At 61.9% G+C, this 23,068-nt stretch carries 21 protein-coding genes and 1 pseudogene; 10 read left to right on the forward strand and 12 right to left on the reverse strand.

What is annotated here, in order from left to right; all coding sequences use genetic code 11:
* Nucleotides 1-343: 343 nt before the first annotated feature.
* From H7F35_RS31615 to H7F35_RS31635, 5 genes are all read right to left on the reverse strand, one after another.
* Nucleotides 344-739, reverse strand: coding sequence for a hypothetical protein (locus H7F35_RS31615; RefSeq protein ID WP_187110434.1), 396 nt, complete (start codon nucleotides 737-739; stop codon nucleotides 344-346).
* A gap of 249 nt (nucleotides 740-988) precedes the next feature.
* Nucleotides 989-1,816, reverse strand: a complete 828-nt coding sequence (locus tag H7F35_RS31620) for a hypothetical protein (protein WP_187110435.1) — start codon at nucleotides 1,814-1,816, stop codon at nucleotides 989-991.
* 163 nt (nucleotides 1,817-1,979) lie between these two features.
* Nucleotides 1,980-2,543, reverse strand: a complete 564-nt coding sequence (locus H7F35_RS31625; RefSeq protein ID WP_187110436.1) for a hypothetical protein — start codon at nucleotides 2,541-2,543, stop codon at nucleotides 1,980-1,982.
* A gap of 86 nt (nucleotides 2,544-2,629) precedes the next feature.
* Complete coding sequence (locus H7F35_RS31630) at nucleotides 2,630-2,914, reverse strand: hypothetical protein (protein WP_187110437.1); 285 nt, start codon at nucleotides 2,912-2,914, stop codon at nucleotides 2,630-2,632.
* Between the two features lie 1,160 nt (nucleotides 2,915-4,074).
* A complete protein-coding gene (locus H7F35_RS31635; protein WP_187110438.1) occupies nucleotides 4,075-4,749 on the reverse strand; it encodes a hypothetical protein in 675 nt (224 codons plus the stop codon).
* A 1,184-nt stretch (nucleotides 4,750-5,933) separates the two neighbouring features.
* Between H7F35_RS31635 and H7F35_RS31640 the strand changes: the two are divergent.
* Nucleotides 5,934-6,143: pseudogene (locus H7F35_RS31640) on the forward strand (JAB domain-containing protein); the annotation flags it as partial.
* Between the two features lie 16 nt (nucleotides 6,144-6,159).
* Here the strand turns inward: H7F35_RS31640 and H7F35_RS34955 are convergent.
* Together H7F35_RS34955 and H7F35_RS31650 are read right to left on the reverse strand one after the other, a co-directional pair.
* The gene (locus tag H7F35_RS34955; protein WP_261803435.1) at nucleotides 6,160-7,059 is read right to left on the reverse strand and encodes a helix-turn-helix transcriptional regulator; all 900 of its coding nucleotides are present in this window, start codon (nucleotides 7,057-7,059) and stop codon (nucleotides 6,160-6,162) included.
* Nucleotides 7,052-8,344 (reverse strand): tyrosine-type recombinase/integrase, encoded by a 1,293-nt coding sequence (locus H7F35_RS31650; protein WP_187110439.1) that lies wholly within the window; start codon nucleotides 8,342-8,344, stop codon nucleotides 7,052-7,054. The genes H7F35_RS34955 and H7F35_RS31650 overlap by 8 nt, the downstream gene beginning before the upstream one ends.
* 370 nt (nucleotides 8,345-8,714) lie before the next feature.
* Here H7F35_RS31650 and H7F35_RS31655 point away from each other — a divergent pair, with 370 nt between their 5' ends.
* Together H7F35_RS31655 and H7F35_RS31660 are read left to right on the forward strand one after the other, a co-directional pair.
* Entirely contained in the window at nucleotides 8,715-9,071 is a 357-nt protein-coding gene (locus H7F35_RS31655) for a hypothetical protein (protein ID WP_187110440.1), read from the forward strand.
* Between the two features lie 100 nt (nucleotides 9,072-9,171).
* A complete protein-coding gene (locus H7F35_RS31660; protein ID WP_187110441.1) occupies nucleotides 9,172-9,561 on the forward strand; it encodes a response regulator in 390 nt (129 codons plus the stop codon).
* 83 nt (nucleotides 9,562-9,644) lie between these two features.
* On the opposite strand, the gene H7F35_RS31665 is transcribed toward H7F35_RS31660, so the two are convergent.
* The 4 genes from H7F35_RS31665 to H7F35_RS31680 all read right to left on the reverse strand — a co-directional run bounded on the left by H7F35_RS31665 (nucleotide 9,645) and on the right by H7F35_RS31680 (nucleotide 13,364).
* Nucleotides 9,645-10,853 (reverse strand): branched-chain amino acid ABC transporter substrate-binding protein, encoded by a 1,209-nt coding sequence (locus tag H7F35_RS31665; RefSeq protein ID WP_187110442.1) that lies wholly within the window; start codon nucleotides 10,851-10,853, stop codon nucleotides 9,645-9,647.
* Nucleotides 10,854-10,988: 135 nt separating this feature from the next.
* A complete protein-coding gene (locus tag H7F35_RS31670) occupies nucleotides 10,989-11,396 on the reverse strand; it encodes a hypothetical protein (RefSeq protein ID WP_187110443.1) in 408 nt (135 codons plus the stop codon).
* 1 nt (nucleotide 11,397) lies between these two features.
* On the reverse strand, nucleotides 11,398-11,838 hold the full coding sequence (locus H7F35_RS31675) for a DNA polymerase III subunit chi (protein WP_187110444.1): 441 nt from the start codon (nucleotides 11,836-11,838) through the stop codon (nucleotides 11,398-11,400).
* On the reverse strand, nucleotides 11,835-13,364 hold the full coding sequence (locus tag H7F35_RS31680) for a leucyl aminopeptidase (protein ID WP_187110445.1): 1,530 nt from the start codon (nucleotides 13,362-13,364) through the stop codon (nucleotides 11,835-11,837). Before H7F35_RS31680 ends, H7F35_RS31675 begins: the two co-directional genes overlap by 4 nt.
* 21 nt (nucleotides 13,365-13,385) lie before the next feature.
* On the opposite strand from H7F35_RS31680, the gene lptF reads away from it, so the two are divergent.
* The 7 genes from lptF (at nucleotide 13,386) to H7F35_RS31715 (ending at nucleotide 18,910) form a co-directional block, all read left to right on the forward strand.
* On the forward strand, nucleotides 13,386-14,528 hold the full coding sequence (gene lptF / locus H7F35_RS31685; RefSeq protein ID WP_187110446.1) for an LPS export ABC transporter permease LptF: 1,143 nt from the start codon (nucleotides 13,386-13,388) through the stop codon (nucleotides 14,526-14,528).
* Nucleotides 14,525-15,634 carry an LPS export ABC transporter permease LptG gene (lptG, locus tag H7F35_RS31690; protein WP_187110447.1) on the forward strand — a complete coding sequence of 370 codons (1,110 nt, stop codon included), beginning with the start codon at nucleotides 14,525-14,527 and terminating at the stop codon, nucleotides 15,632-15,634. Before lptF ends, lptG begins: the two co-directional genes overlap by 4 nt.
* A complete protein-coding gene (locus H7F35_RS31695; RefSeq protein WP_187110448.1) occupies nucleotides 15,631-16,008 on the forward strand; it encodes a sirohydrochlorin chelatase in 378 nt (125 codons plus the stop codon). Before lptG ends, H7F35_RS31695 begins: the two co-directional genes overlap by 4 nt.
* 63 nt (nucleotides 16,009-16,071) lie before the next feature.
* Entirely contained in the window at nucleotides 16,072-17,013 is a 942-nt protein-coding gene (locus H7F35_RS31700) for a CysB family HTH-type transcriptional regulator (protein WP_187110449.1), read from the forward strand.
* Nucleotides 17,010-18,182, forward strand: a complete 1,173-nt coding sequence (locus H7F35_RS31705) for a pyridoxal phosphate-dependent aminotransferase (RefSeq protein ID WP_187110450.1) — start codon at nucleotides 17,010-17,012, stop codon at nucleotides 18,180-18,182. The genes H7F35_RS31700 and H7F35_RS31705 overlap by 4 nt, the downstream gene beginning before the upstream one ends.
* 27 nt (nucleotides 18,183-18,209) lie before the next feature.
* Nucleotides 18,210-18,584, forward strand: coding sequence for a rard protein (locus tag H7F35_RS31710; protein WP_187110451.1), 375 nt, complete (start codon nucleotides 18,210-18,212; stop codon nucleotides 18,582-18,584).
* Nucleotides 18,585-18,751: 167 nt separating this feature from the next.
* Nucleotides 18,752-18,910 carry a DUF3309 family protein gene (locus H7F35_RS31715; RefSeq protein ID WP_187110452.1) on the forward strand — a complete coding sequence of 53 codons (159 nt, stop codon included), beginning with the start codon at nucleotides 18,752-18,754 and terminating at the stop codon, nucleotides 18,908-18,910.
* Nucleotides 18,911-18,955: 45 nt separating this feature from the next.
* On the opposite strand, the gene hrpA is transcribed toward H7F35_RS31715, so the two are convergent.
* Entirely contained in the window at nucleotides 18,956-22,933 is a 3,978-nt protein-coding gene (hrpA, locus tag H7F35_RS31720) for an ATP-dependent RNA helicase HrpA (RefSeq protein ID WP_410010745.1), read from the reverse strand.
* Between the last annotated feature and the right edge of the window lie 135 nt (nucleotides 22,934-23,068).

Below are 23,068 nucleotides of genomic sequence, written 5' to 3' on the forward strand. Positions count from 1 at the left end.
TGAGGGCCAGCACATGTCAAGATTTTCCAGATTAATACCTGGGTACTCACAGCCACTCAGGATCGTGCTCCTGCAGAGAACAGCCAATGCTGGCGGCATATGCTTAGTCGTCGATTTCCTGGGCACCTCTACGCGCGAGAATCGACTGCAAGTTCGAGATGCGGCATGAAGAGATCGCGAAGCAGGAGGCGACGACTGCCCTACTCTGCAGAGCGGACGTTCGCAGCGGCCCGCAGGCTGCGAAGCGTCAGAAGACCGCATAAGCCGCCCGACTCCAGAGCTTGAAAAGCCTGCCTCGCGCGGGCCCTTTTTTCCGTGCGCGCCTGTCAGTCCTCTTTCTCAGTTAGTCACGAGGGTCGAGGTACTTAAAGTCGTACTCCGAGCGCAGTCCCAGCAAATCAAAGTGCTCGACCCACCAGCCAGTAGCCGCATCCCGGCGCAGTTCCTCTGTCGGATAGTAGAAATGAGTCCAAAGCTGACGGTTCAGGTATACAGCGAGGACCCAGATATTTTGCTCATCGCGCAACTCGCGCACACGGCGTTGTTGCAGTTCAGCTTGGGCTTGAGCTTTCTCTGCCGCGCTTGGCTTCCGCTCCAAGAAGTCGGCACGGCCGCGGTCATACGTTTTTTTAAACCGCCCAAATAGTCGAGCGCCGCAGCCTTGAGAATTGTTTTCAGCATTGTTCAGAAATTTTCGAGCGGGTTGCGTGATACCGAACGTAGCGTATCCGCCCTGCACGACTGGTGAGCCATCCGCTCAATTTCCTGCGTACACAGTTCGCCGTTTTCCGGCTCACTCAGGCCTAGCATCTGCCTATTGTGCAATGCGCGCCATGCCGTACATGCAGGTCTGAGCTGTACTCCAGAGACCGCTTTCGAGAACAAGGAATGTCGCAAGTGGGCCCGTTGCTGTCACCGCGCCTCCCCGATAGCGGCCTCTCAAGATATCTTCCGTTGAGCCAATTCAGACAGATCAGGGCAGCAGTGACTAGCCCTTGAGACTCTTGTTCGAATCTTCCAGATCGTAGGGGACGGCACACTCCGTCTTGACCATAGAGACACGCGCCGTATCCATCTGATGGAACACGTTGGAAGAAATTTTGGTTGGGTCAGGCCACTGCACAGTCATCGTTACCCGCCCCTCCCAACACCCAGTGATCCTTGACGGCGTTCTGGCGCATACCAGTTGTGGCGATTGGCCGGCCGTTGCCGCTCCTTCCTCCACTTGTAAACCACAGTTGAAGCGGTCTTTCATGAAATGGCCATAGGCCTCGCGTGCAGATCCTCCTGCAAGCATCAATCGCTCTATTGACGCTGCGAACTTCACCTCGGCCTTAGGTCGCTCGATCATCAAAGATTGCAGCGAGACCCTTTGAGGCCACGGGCATATCACGTTGTAACCTTTGACTGTCGATGTCTCCAATTGGTCGTAGATCTGCTCTGGGGACAGAGTAGACGTGGGCCAGCTTCCTATTAAAGATAGTTTTAGCTCTCTGCAATTCGCTTCATCAAATGACGGGCGTTGCACACAGACAATCTTTCTGGGCGAACCCCATCGCTCAGGTTCAAACCCCGGAACCTCGTCGCTGCCGATGCCGCAAAGAAAATGCTGTTGCATCAACAAGGTGAGTGCCTCCGGCAAAGGTTTGCCTCGCAACTCCAAATCCCCGGAGAAGCGCTGCTTCATGATGCGCCGTGCAGCATCGAATTTTTCGTAGCCCGGTTGACTCATTTGATCTTGAGCAATAGCCACTACAGGCAGGCTAAGGCCGGCAGCAAGACACCAAGAGAGTGGTACTGGTGCAAGTAAGCTCATGATCAAGTTTGAATGGCCGTTTGTGGCCGACTGTAGCTGGTCGTAGGCCTGACGCAATGGGCCCGAAGCAGAAGTAGCCATCTCCCAGAAGCGGACGTTCACAACGTTCCCCGGTACGTATCGAAAGTCGGTTGGCACCTATCTTGGAGTGGTCACGGATGACCTATTTACGGCGAACCGCATCGCGCAGTTGTTCACACTGCCGCCGTGTGCTTATTCCACCAACAATTTCCCAGTCAACCCTGTCGGCCGCGCTTGCCCCATCCACATACGTCTGAATCAGCGTCGAGTCATAGCCATGTTCGATAAACCATCTTGCTACTGACGCCACCCGAGCAAGCACCAACGCTTGAGTTTTTGCATCGGATTTTTTGGAGCCCTGAACGACCAGCTCTCGGTAGCAGTAGAGAGAACTGTATGGGTAATCGAGTTTCTCGAAACTATTCATAGAAGCCGCGAGCTTCTCTCTGGCTGCAGCGCTCAATCCAGTTGAGTCTTCGTAAAAATCCGTCGTTCCGCTCGGACGAAAGTCCCAAGGAATGACAGGTCGCTCTGGCCGTGCTGCTGCGCTCTTCGATAGAAGATCCTTGAATTCGTCGTCGGTCAAGTCCTCTGGATCTTTAAGTTGGTAATGTTGCGCCACAACAGGAGTCGGCAGGACTAAATCTGCAGCGACGCTACCCGAGGCATGCAATGCAAGGGCGAGCGCGAGGACGATTGCATTCATGAAAAGTTTTAGGGAGATGAACTGTAGTGACCGCTTCCAGGCTGGCGATGCCGGCATGGCAAGTGTCCGCAGTTGGACGTCGGAGGTCACTGGGGCGCCTGGGCCGTATCAGGCTTTGCAACCGTCACGCTCTCTTCGAGGCGCTCCATCTGCAAGTGGCTCGGGCCGAAGGCAACAGCAGTTACCCTCACCGCTTGCTGGCGCGTCGTCGCCTTTGACACTTGAATTTCAAGCTGGAGTTCCTCGCCTTCTACGTCAACCGTTTTGGATGTCGGGCCGGCGATGACATGCTCCGAAAGTATCGGCCAAGGCAACAGGCGGAACGCCTCTAGCTCACTTGCAAGTACTGCATAGGCGCTTGCACGCTTCATGGCACTTCTCCAAAAAAATGTCGGTGACCGACCGGACTCGCCAGCTCAACGAACGGCCGGTTGTGGCCGACTGTAGCCGGTCGCGCCACTGCGGCGAATAGGCTCTAAGGCGACCTTCCGTCCGCTCCCAAGCGGTCCACTCAAAGGGCGTCATCCGAGATCGGCCCTAAGTTGGCCTCTGCGACAAAGTGTGATTTCAGGCATTGCAGCAGACCTTGGAACCAATTCCAAATTCCAATCCCACTCATTGTGTACCGTGAGGCCCGCGCGAACGTCCCAGGAACTTCTCATGCCAAGTCGGACGAAGCTCTCGTCTTCTGTATTGACGACCAATGGTAGTGAAATCGGACGGTTCTCGAATTTTGAGTTGCCGAGTAGGCCAGCCTTCCATCGCTGAGTGATCGTGTGCGCACCCAATGGGACCGACAACGATACATACTCACCATTCTCCAATGTAGCCACGTTTGCTCCATCGACGTCGATGAGCGCGGACAAGATCGCCGCTCCTTTGGCTGCGGGCCGAAAAACGTAAACAACTGCACGCCCCGGGCGGTGATCTGGAACCGACTTAAAGATTGGGCCAGAAGAGCCACAACCAGCTACTCCAAAGGACGTAAAAAGAGCACAGAGTGCGTGACGGCGTCGCATGGTTGATTTGCTGAAGAAAGGGTTACTCAGATTTCAGAAGCGAGGAAGGTCCAATAGACGCTTTCGCGAGTGACCGCTATTGGCTGAATTCTGCCGCAGCGGCCAACGACCGGTTCTGGCCGACTTTAGCCGGTCGTGCCGCCGTCGTGAACGGGCCCGAACCCGACATCGGTGTCACTCGAAAGCGGCCGCAGAAGATGACCAAGCAAGGCCGTGGTCGTAGCGCGGCCTCGGCTTTGTCTGCGGCCTCGTGCTTCACTACGGCAAAGGAAATGGGATACCGACGATCGCCTTCACGGTCAAAGTGAACGTCGGCGCATCTTCGGCATGCGCGCCGGTCGCCAAAGAGAATCCGACCTCAAAATACGGGCTCGCTCGGGAGAGCGTGGAGTTGACCGAGACAAAGGCGAAGCACATAAGAAACTCGCTCTCGTATACTGCGCTGACGAAGCACCTTGGCAACGCTTGACGATCTCTGTTTGAAAATTTTTCTAGTACGGCAGCAATGGCAACTATGACCCGTCCACGCATCCGTCTCGAGCATTGATTGCGCCTGCGCGCAACGCGACCGCCCCGATCCATACGCTACCAATCGGGCTTTCGGCCTGTGCGTTCTGCGTGTGAATGTTGTCGCGCAATGCACCCAGATCCTGGAGGAGATCCGCGACATATCCGGCGCGTCGCTCCGCAAGCTTCCGTGCTCCCTCTTTTGTACCTCCTTCATCCGATCGAGTGCTGCCGACCACTGTCACCCCCTGCACTTCACAATGTTGAGGGCCTTGTACTCGCCCCAACAAGGACATGATGATTTCGCGGCCCTGAGGGCCCAGTGCCACCGCATCACGTTCAAACATCACTTCCGCACTCTCGAACCATTTCACGGGAACTGGCAAATGCCTTGCTGTCTTAGAGGTAACGGTGAGAGTCCGCTTGGCGGAAGGTGCCGGAGTATCAGAGCCGTCAAAGGAAATGACAGGGGCAGGAGTTTGTTTGGCTGACCTGCTATCTTTTGTCTTTTCTCTCTCCGCCGCAGGTTTTCGCGCTTCTTCACACTCCTTTTGCCTATGCTGCTGCTCTGGAGACCATCCACAGTCCACGCAGATGCATGACTGAGCCCACGCCGAAGTGGCGGCAAGGAAAAGTCCCCAAATAAGAGTTGCTCCAAGAAACCAAGCTTTCTTAAGCATTTAGCTTTTTTCCTCAATAGATGCCGTTCGAATTGAACCGAGCGATGAACGATCCGTGATCGGCCGATTGTGATCCGAGCCTTGGTCGGCGCGCACGCGCTTTGGGAGGCAGAGTCGAACGTCCGGTCTTGGCCGACTGTAGCCGGTCGTGCCGCCGTCGTGAACGGGCCCTAAGGAGCCGATCAGCCTCGCCGAGAGCAGACGCTCAGGGGGCGATTGCTGCGCGGCCCAAATGCAGTCGCCGGTGGAGAGCAGACAGGTGCCTCTTCCGATCATTGCCTCCATGACGACGGAGTCGTTCGACAAACTGAGGTCGAACGTTCGATCAGCTGGGGGGCTGAACAAGGCCTGCTAAACGCGTTTCACCCCATTCCTACACACCGGGCCTGACGTCGATGCCGGCGAGCTATCTTGTCAGCGAGGAACCATGTCCGATGGTCGTACGCCGCTCGCCCGCACAGGGTGATGTTCATGCGTCCCTCCCCCAGGATAGACCGTGAGCCAATAGCCCCCAGACTTATGCGAGCTCAGATGGTTCCCGCTGCATCGCGGAACTCCGTGGCTACGGCTTGGGCATCAACAAGGGCCACAAGCGCGATGTGCTTGATTGATCGGCGCCGATTCGCTACTCCTTCACTGCGCACCAAGAGCCGGACTGAAAGAACGGTTGTACGGTCTTAAGTTCCTCGATTCCCGAAACTGGCGTGGGGGCGCCTTCAACCGAGCTCAGTCGAACGGAAAGTGAGCAGTTTGCGCGTATAAAAAAGGCGCCATCGAAAACAACAGTCTTTGAATAGTCAAAAAGGTAATGACGCCCACCCTCAGGTGTCAGACGAAAGCTGATGAAGCAACCGAGCGTGTACGGAGAGCCGACAGCAAACGCCGTTGGGGCACCCGCCCTGACTCTAGTTGTCCGCGATTGATCCTTGGGGGATTGCACGTATCGCGGCCCCTTGCACTGCTCTGCCTCTTGATAGATGACGAAGTCCGTCCCATAGTCAGCAGAGTTGGTGAATGTGACTTCAGCCCATGGCCCTTCATTCGGTGGGACATAGATCCCTGCATGACCACTGCCCGCAAGCGCGGTGGCGAAGGCCACTACACACATTCGATTTATCTTTCCAATCACCGCTGCCTCCCAAAAGAAATGCTTTGTTCTCGTTGCGAAATCCCGCCACTACGTTGAGATGTTCCGGGGGACGGTGAGCCAAACGTCGATGTATCCGCGCGAGGTGGTCAGGGATGCGCTGTCCAGGAACAGTTCCGCGCTCCTGCTGGTGCACTGCCACCCGAGCGGACGTGCAACGCCGAGCCGCGCCGATGAGGTGCTAACCAGCACGCTCAAGAGCGCTCTCTCGCTGGTCAACGTGCGGGTGCCAGCGCGCCATAGCTAGCCGCTGAATATCGCTGCTATCGCCTTGCCGTGGGCCGAGCGGCAACCCATCGGTCGATCTCTGTTTCCAGATAGCCCACCGAGCCCTCACCCAGCGATCGAGCCTGCGGAAAAGTGGGATCGAAGTACCGGCCCTTGGGGTTCTGACGCTCATAGAACGTCGACCTCGCCAAGCCTGTACGCGCCATGACCTGCTTGGGGCGCAGCATCGCGCCCACTGGAGCACTGGCCGGAATGTCAGGCTGCGCCGCGCTTTGCTTTCGTGGCGCCGAACCTGCATCTCCCCTGCGGGGCGGTGGCTCCTTTGGCTCTTGCGGCTGCTCTGCAACCGAAGGCACCCTGAACTCCTGTACCGACGGGGCGCTGGTCGCGCCATTCGTCGTTGCATGCGGGGGCGCTACTTCAAAGCCGGACTCAAGGCAATACCGCGCTGCGTCCCGGCGCTTCATATAGGTGTCGTGTCCCGCCCGTGAGTACTTGACCCAGTCACTCCCGAAGATCGATATCTCGCCTCTTTCCACCCACTTTTGCAGATCGTTCAAACGGTGCTCGACCTCCTCAAGCCATCGAGCCAGGTGGGGGTCACCTTCCTTGAGACTCACCATCGAAGGATCCCATCGATTGGAATAAGGGGCGCCTCGATACCACCGCAGACGCTGGATGAGCAGCCGCGCTTGTTGCGACCTCGGATAGCGCGAATCACTGGTGATGGCATCCGACCAGGCCGCTCGTAGCGCAGGGTAGCCGCTTCGGCCATTGGAACGCCAAGGGTCAACGGCATCAGCGATCTGATGGGCTAGCTCCATGCAGGTGATGAAATCCGCCTGCGGCAGGATCACGATGCAGCGCTTGGGTGATCGGCTTCCTGACACGGCAGGCAAGCTGACCTCAGGTTCGGGTACTTCGCGCTCATTCATGAGAAGAAATGATGTGCTGGGTAGGTGATGTCTCCGACAGCGCCTCGCTGTTGTGATGCGCGCCGTGCTCTGTCGGATCGAATGCGGTAACAGTGCGAGGGTAGCCGATGAACGTCGACCAGGCAGTCATCATGACGCGACGGCGTTCCAGCGCATCGCCGCGCCGATAGGCTTCCTCGGTCTTGCTCTCAATGGCATGAGCCAAGGCAAATTCTGCAAGATCGCGCGGAAAGTCTGTTCGGTCACCTGCCCAATCGCGGAAGGTTGAGCGAAAACCGTGCGGCACGGCTTCGACTTCCATGCGGCGCATCACGGCCGTCAGGCTCATGTCTGACAAAGGTCGGCCCTCGGCCCCAGGAAAGACCAAGTCGGTGTCCTTAGTCCTTGGCAACTTTTGCAAAAGCTCGATCGCCGCATTGCATAGCGGCACCCGATGCTCGCGCTTAGCCTTCATGCGAGGCCCTGGAATCGTCCAGATGCGCGCGTCGGTGTCGATTTCCCCCCAAGTGGCACCGCGCGTCTCGCCAGAACGCGCCGCCGTCAAGATGGTGAACTCCAACGCACGGGCGGCCAGACCGACACGTTGGCGCAGGGCCAAGATGAACGAGGGCATATCGTCGATCAACACCGCAGGATGATGCTGCACCTTCTGGATCTTCATCGGCGCCGCCAGCACCTTGTCCAGGTGGCCCTTCCAGCGCGCCGGATTCTCACCCGTGCGGTACTTGCAGACCGAAGCCCAGTCAAGAACTGATTCGATGCGCCCGCGCAAGCGAGAGGCGGTCTCGTTCTTCGTTTTCCAGATCGGCTCTAGGCAAAGCAAGACGTGTTGAAGATCGATGTCCTGCACCAGCAAGTGCCCGATGTGTGGCGTGGCGTACGTCTTGAGGGTGTTTTCCCACTGCTGTCGGTGTTTTGCGTTCTTCCATTCGTCCGACTTGGACCGGATGAATTCAGTGACGCACCAGTCAAACTTCTTTTCGGTGGCTTGCCTGGCGTTCAGTGCGCTGCGAAGGGCCCGCTTGGTGACCAGCGGGTCGATGCCCTGTCGGACCAACTGATGCATCTCCCTCGCTTTTTGGCGGGCCTCTGCAAGGCCGATTTCTGGAAACGGGCCCAGGCCCAAGTCACGGCGCTGTTCGCCGACCACGACGCGCAGCACCCAGCCGCGATGACCGTTGGCAATCCGCAGATGCAGGCCTGGGGCGCCGCCGACTGCGTGGCGACCTTCGGCCTTGAGGGCCGCCACAGCGCGGGCTGAGAGTTCTGGAGCGATCTTGGGCACGGGGAGAGTTTGTCAAATTTTCTGTCCCACATTGTGCCCACATAAAACACCGGCCGTCATGGGATTCGACCAGACTTGGCTGGACTGGCCTCAGGACAATATCTTTTTAAATCAATAACTTATGGATTCCATCGGATTTCCTTGGACCGAAATTCTGGGGACGCCTGCTCCGCCAGAGATTGATTGTTCGTAACCGTTCGCGAACATGCAGATAGCAAGAAGCCCAAGTCGCCACAAGCACTTGGGCTTTTTTGTTGCCTGACCTGCAAGACGGCGCGTTGCTTTGCAACAACTGGGGATCACGCGCGCGGGCTCTTTCGTCTGGCGTACGATCCAAAGGTTTTACTTTCAAGCCTGCAAAGGAGCCTCGATGGCTGGACAACCCGAAACCTCGCCGCGTGGCACGACATCGCTCGACAAGACCCTCGCCAAAAGCGAACAGGTAGCCGCCGACGTCCAACGGGCATCGGACAACCTCGCCGTGGTGAGCACGGTGCTCGAACAGGAGTTGCCGGACGAAGTGCAGGTCGGCGAAGTGGCGCAGGCGATCGAACACACGAGCCAGCTCGAGGAAAAACTGGCCAAGTCGGCCAAGAAACTGGCCGAGGTCAATGCGGCCTTGAGCGAAGAAATCGAGAAGCGGCTTGAAGTGACAGCCGAGCGCGACGAAAGCCAGGCGCTGGCCGAAAAGCTCAAGGCCAAGATCCGCGCCGAGGGCACGGGCTGACCTGCGGATCACCCTCCGAACCTTCGGTCCGTCTCCCTTCTCCTACGCTGAGGCAGCGCCAGGCAAGCTACGCTATTGGTTCTCAAAGCGAAACCACGGCATGGCCCTCATCACGTTCCTCGTCGAGGACAACAAGACCATCAGGGACAACCTGGTCCCGGCACTCGAGGACCTGGTCAATGGCCATGTGGTCGGCTTTGCCGAGACCGAGTCGGATGCGCTTGCCTGGCTGGCTGCTCACCCTGACGATTGGCAATTGCTGATCGTCGACCTCTTCCTGAAAGAAGGCTCCGGCCTCGGCGTGCTGGCCGGGCGCAAGACGCGCAAGCCGGGCCAGCGTGTCGTGGTGCTGAGCAACTACGTGACAGTGGACATCCGCGCACGCTGCGAGGCACTGGGTGCCGATGCAGTCTTCGACAAGTCACGCGACCTCGACGCCTTCATCGAGTACTGCAACACCGATCGCCCTTCAGGCCTCGCCATGCTCTGAGGCCGTTCAAAAACAGCCATAAAAAAAAGGGCCCGAAGGCCCTTTTCTCTTTAGCGGCCAGAGCCGCGCAGTTGCCAATGCGATCAGCGCACCACGGCGATCTGCGTACGCACGCCGCCCTTGTAGGTGTACAGCGTCAGTGCACCATTCTTGATGTCGCCCTTTTCGTCGAAGGCGATCGGGCCGGTCACGCCCTTGTACGAGATCTTGCCGACTTCGGGCAGGTACTTTGCCGGGTCGGAAGAACCTGCGGCGACCATTGCCTGGGCCAGCACATTGACCGCGTCGTAGACGTACGGTGCATAGATCTGCACGTCGACGCCGTTCTTGGTCTTGAAGCGAGCCTTGAAGTCTTCCAGCGGTTGCTTGAAGTCACCGTCGACACCACCGGCTTCGGCGCAGACCACCATGTCTTCGCCGATGGCATCGCCAGCCAGCTTCGGCAGTTCGCCGGTGCACAGGCCGTCGCCGCCCATGAACTTGACGTTCAGGCCGAGTTGCTTGACCTGCTTGAGCATCGGGCCGCCGACAGCGTCCATGCCGCCGAAGAACAGAACGTCGGGCTTGGTGGCCTTGAGCTTGGTCAGGATGGCGTTGAAGTCGGTCGACTTGTCGGTGGTGAATTCGTGGCCCACGATGGTGGCGCCAGCAGCCTTGGCCGACTTCTCGAATTCTTCGGCAACGCCTTGACCGTAGGCCGTGCGGTCGTCGATCACGGCAATGTTCTTGCCCTTGAGCGTTTCGACGGCGTACTTGCCCAGCGTGCCACCGAGTTGCGTGTCGTCGGCCACCACGCGGAACGTGGTCTTGAAGCCTTGACGCGTGTACTTGGGGTTGGTTGCCGAGGGCGAGATCTGCGGAATGCCAGCGTCGCTGTACAGCTTCGAGGCGGGGATGGTGGTGCCCGAGTTCAGGTGACCGACCACGCCGTTGACCTTTTCGTCCACGAGCTTCTGGGCAACTGCCGTGCCTTGCTTCGGATCGCCTGCATCGTCTTCGGCGACCAGTTCGAACTTGGCAACCTTGTCACCGATCTTGAGGCCCTTTGCATTCAGGTCTTCGATGGCCATCTTGGCGCCGAACTCGTTGTCCTTGCCCAAGTGGGCGATGGGACCGCTGGTAGGTGCCACGTGACCGATCTTGACGACCAAGGTGTCTCCGGCAGGTGCTGCAGGTGCGGGAGCCGCAGCCGTGGGCGCCGGCGTTGCCGCGGGTGCAGCAGCTTCTTCTTTCTTGCCGCAAGCCACAAGCGTGATTGCAGCCAGTGCGACCGCAGTCCATTTCAATTGCATGGGAACCTCCAGAACTTGGATGAAAAGAATAAAAACCGGTCGTTTGATCCGGGCGCGCAGACCTCGCAAGTTTCGCGCCGCAGACCAGTGGCACCCTCACGCCCTTCCGACCTGCGGCGCAGTTTAGCCGAGGATTTACGCGCTGGAAGCTGGCGTAGACCCTGTGTTTTCGGAGAGTTCGGCGGCCATCGCCTCGATCACCAAAGCACGCAGGACAGCTTCGATTTCATTACGCAAACGCGGCACCATTGCATCGAGTTGATGCTGAATGGCAGCTGACACCGTGTCGCTTAAACGCTCTTCCAGAGACAGGTCGACGCGCTGCAGCACACGATGCAAAAGCTGCTCTTCGAGGCTGACGATTTCCGCCTGCGAAAGCTGTGCCGTCGGGGGCAAGGCCACAGCGCTCGCCGGATCGGGCTGGGGCGTCGGCGCGGTGGACGCCCCATGCGGCGCCTCGGCCGCGGCGAGCTCCGCCGGCATCTCGAGCACCGTGGTCAGGGTGGGAACGAACCGTGGCGGAGTGCGCAGCGTGCTGGCCATGTCAGGAACTCTTTGCGAAGTCGTGCGGCTGGATGGTGTAGCCGCGGTCGGCGTAGTGGCGCCAACGCGATCGGCCGACCTGCCGGTCGTTGGATTCGTCGCTCACGATGTCGATGAGCCGCTCGTAGCGCTCGAAACCAGCGGGCACTTCGAGCCCGAGGTTCACCAGCATCTCGCGGTGCGGCAGCAACGCCGCATCGGCGCCATCCGCGGAAAGAACGACGGGCGAGCGGGCGACCACATGGGCCGGCGCATCGCCACGGCAGTGCGCAACGAAGTCCACCGGCGACAGTTGCCAGAGCGCGGCATCCACCGCGTCCAGCATCTGCGGGTCGCCCACGACCACCACGCGCAGCCCGCGCGCATTCACGGCCTTGCGAACCAGCCGGCAGGCGTAGTTCAGCTTGTCGGGCGCGTTGTAGTGAAAACCGATTTCCGTCACTTCGCGGACCGGGCCTTTCGAGCCGGAGCTTCCACAGCCTTGGGCGATGCCTTGCGCACGGTCTTCGCGGCCTTGTCGGCTGCGCCGCTGCGCGCGCGGCTCGTCAGGTAGGACACCAGCAGGCCCACCGGACGGCCGGTCGAACCCTTGGCCGCGCCGCTCTTCCATGCGGTGCCGGCGATGTCCAGATGCGCCCAGGCAAAGTCGCCGGCAAACCGCTGCAGGAACTTGGCCGCGGTGATGGCGCCGCCGGCACGGCCCGCGATGTTGGCCACGTCGGCGAAGTTGCTCTTGAGGCCTTCGGCGTAGTCATCGTCCAGCGGCAGGCGCCAGCAACGGTCTTGCGACGCCTCGCCGGCCGCCTCGAGCGCGGCAGCCAGCGTCTCGTCGCTCGAGAAAAGGCCGCTGCGCACGCCGCCGAGCGCCACCACGCAGGCGCCGGTCAGCGTGGCAATGTCGATCACGGCAGCCGGGTCGAAGCGCTTCGCGTAGGTCAGCGCATCGCACAGGACGAGGCGGCCTTCCGCATCGGTGTTGAGCACCTCGATGGTCTGCCCGCTCATGCTGGTCACCACGTCGCCCGGCTTGACCGCGCGGCCGTCGTTCATGTTTTCGCACGAGGGAATGAGGCCGACGACATTGATGGCGGGCTGGATTTCGCCCAGCGCGCGGAAGGTGCCGAGCACGCTCGCGGCACCGCACATGTCGAACTTCATCTCGTCCATCTCGGCCGCGGGCTTGAGCGACACGCCGCCGGTGTCGAAGGTGATGCCCTTGCCGACCAACACGACGGGCGCCAGGTCTTTCGATGCGCCTTGGTAGCGCAGCACGATGAAGCGCAGCGGCTCGGCCGAGCCTTGTGCCACGGCAGCAAACGAGCCCATGCCGAGCTTCTCGACTTCCTTCGGGCCCAGCACCTCGCACTTGATACGGGGCAGCTTGGCAAGGTCCTTGGCGGCGGCGCCCAGCAGCGTGGGCGTGGCATGGTTGGCGGGACGGTTGCCCCATTCCTTGGCCAACTCGATGCCCAGCACGGTGGCGCGAGCCTCGTTGAAGGTGTCGCTCACGCTTGAAGCATCGGCCACGCCGACAGTCAGGTGCCGAATGCTGCGCGGCTCGGCTTTGGACTTGGTGGTGGTGTAGACATAGCTGGCATCGGCCGCAGCCGCGACGGCGCAGGCCACCGAGGCACCGTCCGCTGCCTGCGCGAACACCACGACCACCCGCTTCGGCCCATGGGCCTTGGCCGCAGTGACCGCCGCGGTCACGCCGCTGCGGACCGACGCGGGTTTGCCGTCGCTGATGGCCGCGAGCACAACGCGCGACGCCACGACGTCGTCGGGGCGGTACAGCGTGAGCAACTTGCCGGCCTTGTCAGGCAGGTCGCCGGCCTTGCGGGCGCTGGCGGCCAACACGGAAAGCGGGTCCTTGGTGGTGAGGGCAGCGCTGCCGACGAGCACGATCAGGACATCGGATTTCTCGGCTGCGGCCTGGGCGACGGTGAGGGTCTTGAGTTGAAAGTCCATAATCCTTTTTTTCCTCGAACGATGTTATTCCATTCTTCCCTACGCAAGGAGCTGTCACGCAGCTTCGGAGCGACCCTCGTGGTTCTGGTCACCATCGTGATGACCATGATGCTCATCCGTACCCTCGGGCTCGCGTCCAAGGGCAGTGTGAATCCGCAGGAGGTGTTCCTCGTGATGGCCTACACGGTGCTCGGCTACATGCCGACCATCCTGAGCCTGAGCCTGTTCATCGCCATTGTCGGCACGCTCTCGCGCATGTATCGCGACAGCGAAATGGTCATCTGGTTTTCCAGCGGCCGCGGGCTCGTGGACTTCGTCAAGCCGCTGTTCCGCTTTTCCTGGCCCGTGCTGCTGCTGATCACCGCAATGGCGCTGATCGGCTGGCCCTGGGCCAATTCGCAGACCATCGGCATGCGCCAGCAGTACGAGCAGCGCAGCGACATCGAGCGCGTCTCGCCCGGCGAGTTCCGCGAGTCGGCCGGGCGCATCCGCGTCTTCTTCGTCGACAAGGAAACGCCCGGTGACGCCATGGCCACGAACGTTTTCATCTGGTCGATGGAAACCCTCAAACAAGTGACCACGTCTGCGCGCAGCGGCCACATCGACACCATCGGCAACTCCCGCTACCTGATTCTGGAAAACGGTCAGCGGCTGGAGCGCCCCTTCATGCCGACCGAAGGACTCAAGATCAGCGAGTTCAAGTCCTACGGCACCCGGTCCGGCGGCGATTCCGGACTCACCGGCGACACGACCCCGCCACGCGCCCTGAACACCCTCGCCCTCCTTCGCGACCCCAGCAGCGCCAACCTCGGCGAACTGGGCTGGCGCATCGGCATGCTGCTGGCCGCCGTCAACTTCGTCTTGCTGGCTCTGACCGTCTCGAGCGGCAACCCGCGCGTGGGCCGCAGCGGCAACCTGGTGCTGGCGCTCTTCGCGTTCATTCTTTACTACAACATGCTCAACCTCGGGCAGAGCTGGGTCAGCTCCGGCCGCTATGGCCTCGGCTCGTTCATGTTCCTTCTGCACGGCGGCGTGTTCCTCGTCGCCATCGCATGGCTGACCTTGCGCAACAACAACTGGAGCCGAAAGAAGACGCTCAGCGCCGCCCAGGGCGCGGCCTCGCTGCAGACGCTTTCGCCTTCAAAGATCGACCCCACTTCGTGAAAACCATCCGACGACTGATCTACGTCGAGGCACTGAAGGCGGTGGCCTTCGTGACGCTCGGCTTCCTGAGCCTGTTCTTCTTCTTCGACTTCGTCGACGAGTTGCAATCGGTCGGCAGGCCGGAAAGCCTGGCTTATGGGCCAGTGCAGGCGCTCATCTATGTCACGTTGATGATTCCGAACCACCTCTATGAGTTGTTGCCGATCACCGTGCTGATCGGCTGTATCTTCGTGATGGCGCGGCTGGCGCAGAGTTCGGAATACACCATCTTGCGCACCAGTGGCCTGGGCCCCTGGCGTGCGCTGCGCACGCTGCTCCTCCTGGGCATGGGCTTCGTCATCCTGACTTTCGCCATCGGCGACTACGTGGCGCCGATCTCCGGCCGCACGGCCCAGTTGATCAAGTCGCGCTATCAGGGAACCTACTCGTTCGTCGGCAACACCGGCGCCTGGCTCAAGGAGAAGCGCGGCGATGTGTCCTATGCCGTCAACGTGCTGGCGATTTCCCGCAATGGCGAACTGCGGAACGCACGCATTTTTGAATTCGACCAGAACGGTTATGTGAGCAAGCAACTGTCCGCCAGTACCGCGCGCATCAACGACGGGCACTGGCTGCTGTCCGACGTCGAGCAACAGGACTACGACACGCGCGGCAAGACCGACACGGCCCGCATCACCACCACCAAGATCCCGCAGATGGACTGGCCCACCTCGCTGACCGCCGAAATGGTGTCGGTCGCGTTGCTGCGGCCGGACCGCATGAGCACCATCGACCTGTTCGACTACATCCGCCACCTCGACGCCAACGGGCAGACCGCGCAGCGCTACGAAATCGAGTTCTGGCGCAAGGTGTTCTATCCGCTCTCGTGTCTGGTGATGGTGGTGCTTGCCCTGCCCTTCGCCTACCTGCACTTTCGCCAGGCCGGCATCACCACCTATGTGTTCGGCGGCGTGATGATCGGCATCAGCTTCTTCCTGCTGAACAACGTGTTCGGTTATCTGGGCAACCTCAGCAACTGGTCGCCATGGCTGACGGCGGCCGCGCCGGGGATGATTTATTCGGTGATGTCGTTGACAGCCTTCAGCTGGCTGGTCTTGCGAAGATGACCGCCTCCGGATCGGTGCTGGGCATCGTCCTGCTGGCGCACGGCTCGCGCGACGAGCGCTGGCGCGAGCCGATCGAGGCAGTCGCCGCGCGCGTGTGCCAGTACGCGCCCGACGCCCGCGTGACCTGCGCCTACATGGAACTGGCAATGCCCGACCTGCCAACGGCAGCGGCGGCCCTGATTGCCAGCGGCGCCCGCGCCATCCGCGTGGTTCCGCTGTTCCTGGGCATGGGCAAGCACGCCCGCGAAGACCTGCCGCTGCAACTCGAGGCGCTTCAGAAATCCCGCCCGGACATCGACTTTTCGCTCGCCCGCATCGTGGGCGAAGAGCCCGAACTGGTCGACCTGATGGCCAAAATTGCCATCAAATCCTGAACATCCGGCAATTTCGATAGATTCCGAAGGCATAATGAATTCCGTAATAAGACGGAATTTGATATGAATCTGCATCAGTTCAAGTTTGTTCAGGAGGCCGTGCGCCGCAATCTGAACCTCACCGAGGCGGCCAAGGCGCTCCATACCTCGCAACCGGGCGTCTCCAAGGCGATCATCGAACTCGAGGAAGAGCTCGGCGTCGAAATCTTCGCGCGCCACGGCAAGCGCCTCAAGCGCGTCACCGAACCCGGCCAGCATGTCATTGCCAGCATCGAGCTGATCATGCGCGAGGTCGGCAACCTCAAGCGCATCGGCGAACAGTTCAGCGCACAGGACAGCGGCACCCTTTCCATTGCCACCACCCACACCCAGGCGCGCTATGTGCTGCCGGTGCCCGTGGCCAACCTGCGCGAGGCCTACCCCAAGGTCAACGTGAGCCTGCACCAAGGCTCGCCCGACCAGGTGGCACGCATGGTGATCGACGAGATCGCCGAGATCGGCATTGCCACCGAATCGCTCGACGGCTATGCCGAGCTGGTGACGCTGCCCTGCTACGAATGGCAGCACGTGCTGGTGCTGCCCAAGGACCATCCGCTGGCGGCCAAGGAGCGCATTTCGCTCGAAGACCTGGCGCTCGAGCCGATCATTACCTACCACCCGTCGTTCACCGGCCGCACGCGCATCGACCACGCCTTCGCGCAAAAGAAGCTCTCGCCGCGCATCGCGCTCGAAGCCATCGACTCCGACGTGATCAAGACCTACGTGCGCCTCGGCCTGGGCGTGGGCATCGTGGCCGAAATGGCAGTGCGCGACGAGTCGAATGCCGACCTCGTGGTGCGCCCGATGGGCCATGTGTTCGGCCAGAATATCGCGCGTGTCGCCTTCAAGCGCAGTGCCTATCTGCGCAACTTCGTCTTCAAGTTCGCCGAGCTGCTGTCCGACCGGCTCGACCGCAACCTGATCGCAAAAGCCCTGAGCGGCCATCAACAAGACTACGAACTATGAGTACTGTGCTTTCCCCACGCACGCCCCCCATCGAGACCAAGCTGCCCGCTGTCGGCACCACCATCTTCACGGTCATGTCGACCCTGGCCGCCGAGAAGAACGCGGTCAACCTGGGCCAGGGCTTTCCGGATTTCAACTGCGATCCGAAGCTGCTCGAAGACGTGACGGCCGCCATGGCCGCAGGCCACAACCAGTACCCGCCGATGCCCGGCATCCCGGCATTGCGCGACGCCATCGCCGCCAAAATTTCGGCGCTCTATGGTCGCAGTTACAGCGCGGCGACCGAGATCACCGTCACTGCCGGCGCCACCCAGGCCATCATCACCGCCATCCTCGCCATCGTGCGGCCGGGCGACGAAGTGATCGTGCTCGAGCCCTGCTACGACAGCTACGTGCCCAACATCGACCTGGCCGGCGGCCGCGTGGTGCGCGTGCCGCTGGTGCCCGGCACCTTCCGCCCCGACTTCGACAAGATCGCCGCGGCCCTGAACCCGCGCACGCGCGCGATCATCATCAACACGCCGCACAACCCGAGCGCCACGGTCTGGACCGAAGCCGAGATGCGCAAGCTCGAAGAGCTGCTCGCGCCGACCGACGTGTTCGTCATCGCCGACGAGGTCTACGAGCACATGGTGTTCGACCAGGCACGGCACGAGAGCGTGGCTCGCTTCCCCGGCCTGGCGGCACGCAGCTTCATCGTGAGCAGCTTCGGCAAGACCTACCACGTCACCGGCTGGAAGGTCGGCTTCGTGGCCGCGCCTGCGCCGCTGATGGCGGAGTTCCGCAAGGTGCACCAGTTCAACGTGTTCACCGTCAATACACCGATGCAGCATGCACTGGCGCGGTACATGGCCGACCCAAAGCCGTACCTCGAACTGCCGGCGTTCTACCAGCGCAAGCGCGACCTGTTCGCCGCCGGCCTGGCCGAGAAGACGCGCTTCAAGCTGTTGCGCAGCGAGGGCAGCTACTTCCAGTGCGTCGACATCTCGGCAGTGAGCGATCTCTCGGAAGCCGACTTCTGCCTCTGGCTCACGAGCGAGATCGGCGTGGCGGCGATTCCGCTGTCGGCGTTCTACGGCGACGGCTTCGACCAGCGCGTGGTGCGCTTCTGCTTCGCCAAGAAAGACGAGACGCTGCTCGCCGCACTCGAGCGGCTCGCCAAGCTCTGACATCGACCCCACGGACCCAACGCCGGCATGACGATGAACCGTCCGCGTTGGATCCTGCTGGTTCTGGGCCTGTCCTTTTTCGTTGTCGGCGCGGCGGACGCCTTCCTTCCCCTGCTGAGGGGCAAGGACTACACCGCATTGGACGCGGTTCACGCGTTCTTCATCGGAGCTCTGAGCTACACATGGTGCAGGGCCGAAGGGCTGGCACGCGGCGTCGTTCCGCCCGGCCGCTCGGCGCTGGTCGCCGGCCTCTTTCCGCTGTTGGGGCTGCCGATCTACTTCTTCCGCACCCGTCCCTGGCGGCAGGCGTTGAGCGCCACGCTCAAAGCCGCGGGCTTCCTGGTGGGGGGCCTCGTACTGTCCGCTGTCGGGACCTTGCTGGTCGAGCAGTTGCAGAACTGAGGGGCCTTCGTCACTGCCAAGCACCTCCCGCCTGCAGAGGCACCGGCAAAGCGCCGACGACACGGTAGGACAGTCCTGACCGCCGAAGGGGCGGCTCTCCCGCGTTTTACACGCGCCGAGGCGCGGAGCATGGAGGCTCGTTACAACAAACGCCCCAGGAGAAAACCATGTCCCTCTCGTTCATTTTGCTGATCGTCCTGATCCTGATGCTGATCGGCGCATTGCCGAGTTGGGGGCACAGCCGGAACTGGGGCTACGGGCCCAGTGGTGGCTTGGGCCTCGTGGTGCTGATCGTCGTGATCCTGGTGCTCATGGGTCGCATATAGAGCCCCGCGCCAGTTGATGAAGAAGCCCGCTCTCTGCGGGCTTTTTCATGCCTGCAACTGGGACCAGGCCTTGTCCAGCCGCTTCACGCTCACTGGCTGCGGCGTGCGCAGTTCCTGGGCGAAGAAACTCACGCGCAGCTCTTCGAGCAACCAACGGAACTCGAGCATGCGGTCGTCCACCACGCCCTTGCGTTCGGCCACGAGGCGCCAGTAGCGCTGCTCCTGCGGACGCAACTCGGCCAGCTTGGCGGTGTCGCGCGCCGGGTCGGCTCGCAGCTTGTCGAGCCGCAGCACGATGGCTTTGAGGTAGCGCGCGAAGTGCTGCAGCTGTGTCCACGGTGCATCCGCGATGAAGCGCTTGCCGACCAGGCGTTGCAGTTGCTGCGCGGCATCCTGCACGGCTTCAGGCTGGATCTTCGTATCCTTGATCTTTCGCGCGGCGGCTGCGTACTCGATGAGGATGGTCGAGGCGAGCCGGGCCACTTCATTGGCAATCAGCGTGAGCCGTCCCCGGCCCTCCTCCAGCCGGCGCTTGAACGCGAACTCGTCGGTCGGCAGCGGCTCCAGCAAGAACGCGCGGTCGATCGCCACGTCGATGATCTGCGTGCGCAGCTCTTCGGAAGTGCCGAGCGGCATGTAAGCCACCGACATCTTCTGAAGGTCGGGGATGTTCTTTTCGAGGTACTTGAGCGCGTCCTTCAGCTGCAGTGCGAACAGGCGCCGCAGGCCGGCGCGGTGCTTGGCGGCGGCTACGGCCGGCTCGTCGAACACCTCGATGGTCACGGCGTCGCCTTCGTCGCGCAGTGCGGGGAAGCCGATCAGCGACTGCGCACCGCGGCGCACCTCCATCAGCTCCGGCAGCTCGCCGAAGCTCCAGGTCGTGTAGCGCTGGCCGGCGGGCAAGGCTGGGGCGGACGGCTCGGCCGCTGCGGTTTTTGCAGTGGCTTGCGACCGCCCATCGGCCGTTGCGGGCACTTTTTGCGCTGAAGACGACGCCTTGACGTTGAGCCCCGCCAGCGCCTGGAACGCGCCACGCGCCTGCGCACCCAGCTCCGCCTTCAGCGCACCAAGGTTGCGCCCCATGCCGAGCTGGCGGCCATGCTCGTCGATCACGCGCAGGTTCATGAACATGTGCGGCGGCAGCATGTCGAGCTTGAAGTCGGCGCGCTTCACGTCGATGCTGGTCATGTCGCGCACGCGCTTGAGCAGCACGTCGGTCAGCGAACCAGTGCCGAACAGCTCGGGCACCGACAAGGCCTCGACCAGTTTCGAGGCCGACTCAGGCAGCGGCACCAGCCGCGAGCGCGGGCGCTGCGGCAAGCTCTTGAGCAGCGCCTGGATCTTGTCCTTGAGCATGCCCGTCACCAGCCATTCGCAACGCTCTTCGCTCACCTGGTTCAGTACGAAGAGCGGCACGCTGACCGTCAGGCCGTCTTTCGCGTCGCCGGGTTCGTGCAGGTAGGTGGCGGCGCAATCGACGCCGCCGAGCCGCAGCGTGGCCGGAAACGATTGCGTCGTGATGCCGGCCGCTTGATGGCGCATCAACTCGTCGCGCGTGAGGAACAGCAGGCGCGGCTGGTCCCTCGACGCGTGGCGATACCAGTTCTCGAAGGTGATGCCGCTCGCCACATCGGCAGGCAGTTGCGCGTCGTAGAAGGCGAAGATCAGTTCGTCGTCAACCAGCACGTCCTGCCGGCGCGCCTTGTGCTCCAGCCCTTCGACCTCGCGCACCAGCTTGCGGTTGGCCGTGAGAAACGGGAACTTGCTTTCCCACTGTCCACCGACCAGCGCTTCGCGGATGAAGATTTCGCGCGCCGCGATCGGATCGACCTTCGTGAAATCGACGCGGCGCCCGCTGTAGACCACAAGGCCGTAGAGCGTCGCGCGCTCCAGCGCCGAGACCTGCGCGCCTTTCTTCTCCCAGTGCGGGTCGAGCAACTGCTTCTTCAGCAGATGCCCCGCCACCTGTTCCAGCCACTGCGGTTCGATGTTGGCAACGCCGCGCCCGAAAAGGCGCGTGGTCTCGACCAGTTCGGCTGCCACGATCCAGCGGCCGGGTTTCTTCTTCAGGTGCGCACCCGGATGCTTGTAGAACTTGATGCCACGCGCGCCCAGATAGGCCTCATCGTCTTCGAGTTTCCAGCCGACGTTGCCCAGCAGGCCCGCGAGCATCGACAGGTGCAGCGGTTCGTAGCCGGCAGGCTCGGCGTTGATGCGCCACTTGTGCTCGGTCACCACTGTGAGCAGTTGCGAATGGATGTCGCGCCATTCACGCACGCGGCGAATGTTGATGAAGTTCTGGCGCAGCAACTGCTCGTACTGGCGGTTGCTGAGCTTGTGTGTATCGCCGTGGCCGCCGCGCGCGTCGCCGATCCATTTCCACAACCGCAGGTAGCCGCTGAACTCGCTCTTCTCGTCGTCGAACTTCGAGTGCGCCTGGTCGGCCTGCTGCTGCACTTCCATTGGCCGGTCGCGCACGTCCTGCACGCTGAGGGCGGAGGCGATCACCAGCACTTCTTCGAGCGCGCCGCGCGTGCGGGCTTCCAGAATCATCCGGCCCACGCGCGGATCGAGCGGCAGCTTGGCCAGCTCGCCCCCCATGGCCGTGAGTTCGTTGGCGTCGTCGACCGCGCCCAGTTCGTTCAGCAGTTGGTAGCCGTCGGCAATGGCGCGCGGCGATGGCGCTTCGAGGAAGGGAAAGCGCGCGACGTCGCCAAGCCGCAGCGACTTCATGCGCAGGATCACGCCCGCGAGCGAGGAACGAAGGATTTCCGGATCGGTGAAACGCGGGCGCCCGTCGAAGTCTTTCTCGTCGTAAAGCCGGATGCAGATGCCGTTGGCCACGCGGCCGCAACGGCCGGCGCGCTGGTTGGCGGCCGCCTGGCTGATCGGCTCGACCAGCAATTGCTCGACCTTGCTGCGGAAGCTGTAGCGCTTGACGCGCGCCGTGCCGGTGTCGATCACATAGCGGGTGCCGGGCACGGTGAGCGAGGTTTCGGCCACGTTGGTGGCCAGCACGATGCGACGGCCCGTGTGGCTGTCGAAGATGCGGTCCTGCTCGGGGCCCGACAGGCGTGCGAACAGCGGCAGTACTTCGGCATTGCGAAACAGGGGCTGGTGGCTCAGGTGGCGGCGCAGATGGTCGGCGGCCTCGCGGATCTCGCGCTCGCCGGGGAGGAAGACGAGGATGTCACCCGCGTTGTGCGGATCGCGCCAGAGTTCGTCGACGCCGTCGGCAATCGCGTCGTTCATGTCGTGCTCGCGCGATTCCTCGAAGGGGCGGTAGCGCTGCTCCACCGGGAAAGTGCGGCCCGACACGTAGATGATCGGCGCCGGCCCCTTGGCCGAGGCGAAGTGCTGCGCGAAGCGATCGGCATCGATGGTCGCCGAGGTCACGATCACCTTCAGGTCAGGCCGGCGCGGCAAGATCTCGCGCAGGTAGCCGAGCAGGAAGTCGATGTTCAGCGAGCGCTCGTGCGCCTCGTCGATGATGAGCGTGTCGTAGGCCTTCAGCAGCGGATCGGTCTGCGTCTCGGCCAGCAGGATGCCATCGGTCATCAGCTTGACCGAGGCGTCGCGGCTCAGGCGGTCCTGAAAGCGCACCTTGAAGCCGACCACGTCGCCCAGCGGCGTCTTCAGTTCTTCGGCGATGCGCTTGGCCACGGAGCTTGCGGCAATGCGGCGCGGCTGCGTGTGGCCGATCCAGCGGCCCTTGCCCGATTCGGCGTTGAGCTTGCCGCGCCCGAGCGCCAGCGCGATCTTCGGCAACTGCGTGGTCTTGCCCGAGCCGGTTTCGCCGCAAACGATCACGACCTGGTTCGCCAGGATGGCGGCCATGATTTCGTCGCGCCTGCCCGAGACAGGGAGCGATTCGGGGAATTCGATGCGAAGGGGTGTCGTGGTCGTCAAGGGAAGGCAGTCGTCGGTCGCGCGCGCCGGGGTTGCACGGGGGCAGGCAGGCAAACCGTCGATTATCGGCGGCCACTGCAGTTGTTGCACGACATCCACAGCACGCTGCTTCATTGCAACAGGTGGCGTAAATAGTCTTTACTCAACTGTAAACCGCTACTACGATCGCCTCCCATGTCCTATCGCCTTGCCCTCACCACCTTGCGCAGTCGCTGCGCAAGCCATGCGCCCGCCGCGCATGGAAGGGCC

The sequence above is a fragment of the Variovorax sp. PAMC26660 genome, from assembly GCF_014302995.1.
In the GTDB taxonomy this organism is placed as follows: Bacteria; Pseudomonadota; Gammaproteobacteria; order Burkholderiales; family Burkholderiaceae_C; genus Variovorax.

Bases quoted from the DNA above. Each gene is read 5' to 3' on its own strand.
- lptF (WP_187110446.1), top strand. From the start codon at position 13,386: ATGTTATTCCATTCTTCCCTACGCAAGGAGCTGTCACGCAGCTTCGGA.
- H7F35_RS31695 (WP_187110448.1), top strand. From the start codon at position 15,631: ATGACCGCCTCCGGATCGGTGCTGGGCATCGTCCTGCTGGCGCACGGC.
- H7F35_RS31655 (WP_187110440.1), top strand. From the start codon at position 8,715: ATGGCTGGACAACCCGAAACCTCGCCGCGTGGCACGACATCGCTCGAC.
- H7F35_RS31660 (WP_187110441.1), top strand. From the start codon at position 9,172: ATGGCCCTCATCACGTTCCTCGTCGAGGACAACAAGACCATCAGGGAC.
- hrpA (WP_410010745.1), bottom strand. From the start codon at position 22,933: ATGAAGCAGCGTGCTGTGGATGTCGTGCAACAACTGCAGTGGCCGCCG.
- H7F35_RS31635 (WP_187110438.1), bottom strand. From the start codon at position 4,749: ATGCTTAAGAAAGCTTGGTTTCTTGGAGCAACTCTTATTTGGGGACTT.
- H7F35_RS31670 (WP_187110443.1), bottom strand. From the start codon at position 11,396: ATGGCCAGCACGCTGCGCACTCCGCCACGGTTCGTTCCCACCCTGACC.
- H7F35_RS31700 (WP_187110449.1), top strand. From the start codon at position 16,072: ATGAATCTGCATCAGTTCAAGTTTGTTCAGGAGGCCGTGCGCCGCAAT.
- H7F35_RS31665 (WP_187110442.1), bottom strand. From the start codon at position 10,853: ATGCAATTGAAATGGACTGCGGTCGCACTGGCTGCAATCACGCTTGTG.
- H7F35_RS34955 (WP_261803435.1), bottom strand. From the start codon at position 7,059: ATGAATGAGCGCGAAGTACCCGAACCTGAGGTCAGCTTGCCTGCCGTG.
- H7F35_RS31705 (WP_187110450.1), top strand. From the start codon at position 17,010: ATGAGTACTGTGCTTTCCCCACGCACGCCCCCCATCGAGACCAAGCTG.
- H7F35_RS31715 (WP_187110452.1), top strand. From the start codon at position 18,752: ATGTCCCTCTCGTTCATTTTGCTGATCGTCCTGATCCTGATGCTGATC.
- H7F35_RS31625 (WP_187110436.1), bottom strand. From the start codon at position 2,543: ATGAATGCAATCGTCCTCGCGCTCGCCCTTGCATTGCATGCCTCGGGT.
- H7F35_RS31710 (WP_187110451.1), top strand. From the start codon at position 18,210: ATGACGATGAACCGTCCGCGTTGGATCCTGCTGGTTCTGGGCCTGTCC.
- H7F35_RS31630 (WP_187110437.1), bottom strand. From the start codon at position 2,914: ATGAAGCGTGCAAGCGCCTATGCAGTACTTGCAAGTGAGCTAGAGGCG.
- H7F35_RS31620 (WP_187110435.1), bottom strand. From the start codon at position 1,816: ATGAGCTTACTTGCACCAGTACCACTCTCTTGGTGTCTTGCTGCCGGC.
- H7F35_RS31680 (WP_187110445.1), bottom strand. From the start codon at position 13,364: ATGGACTTTCAACTCAAGACCCTCACCGTCGCCCAGGCCGCAGCCGAG.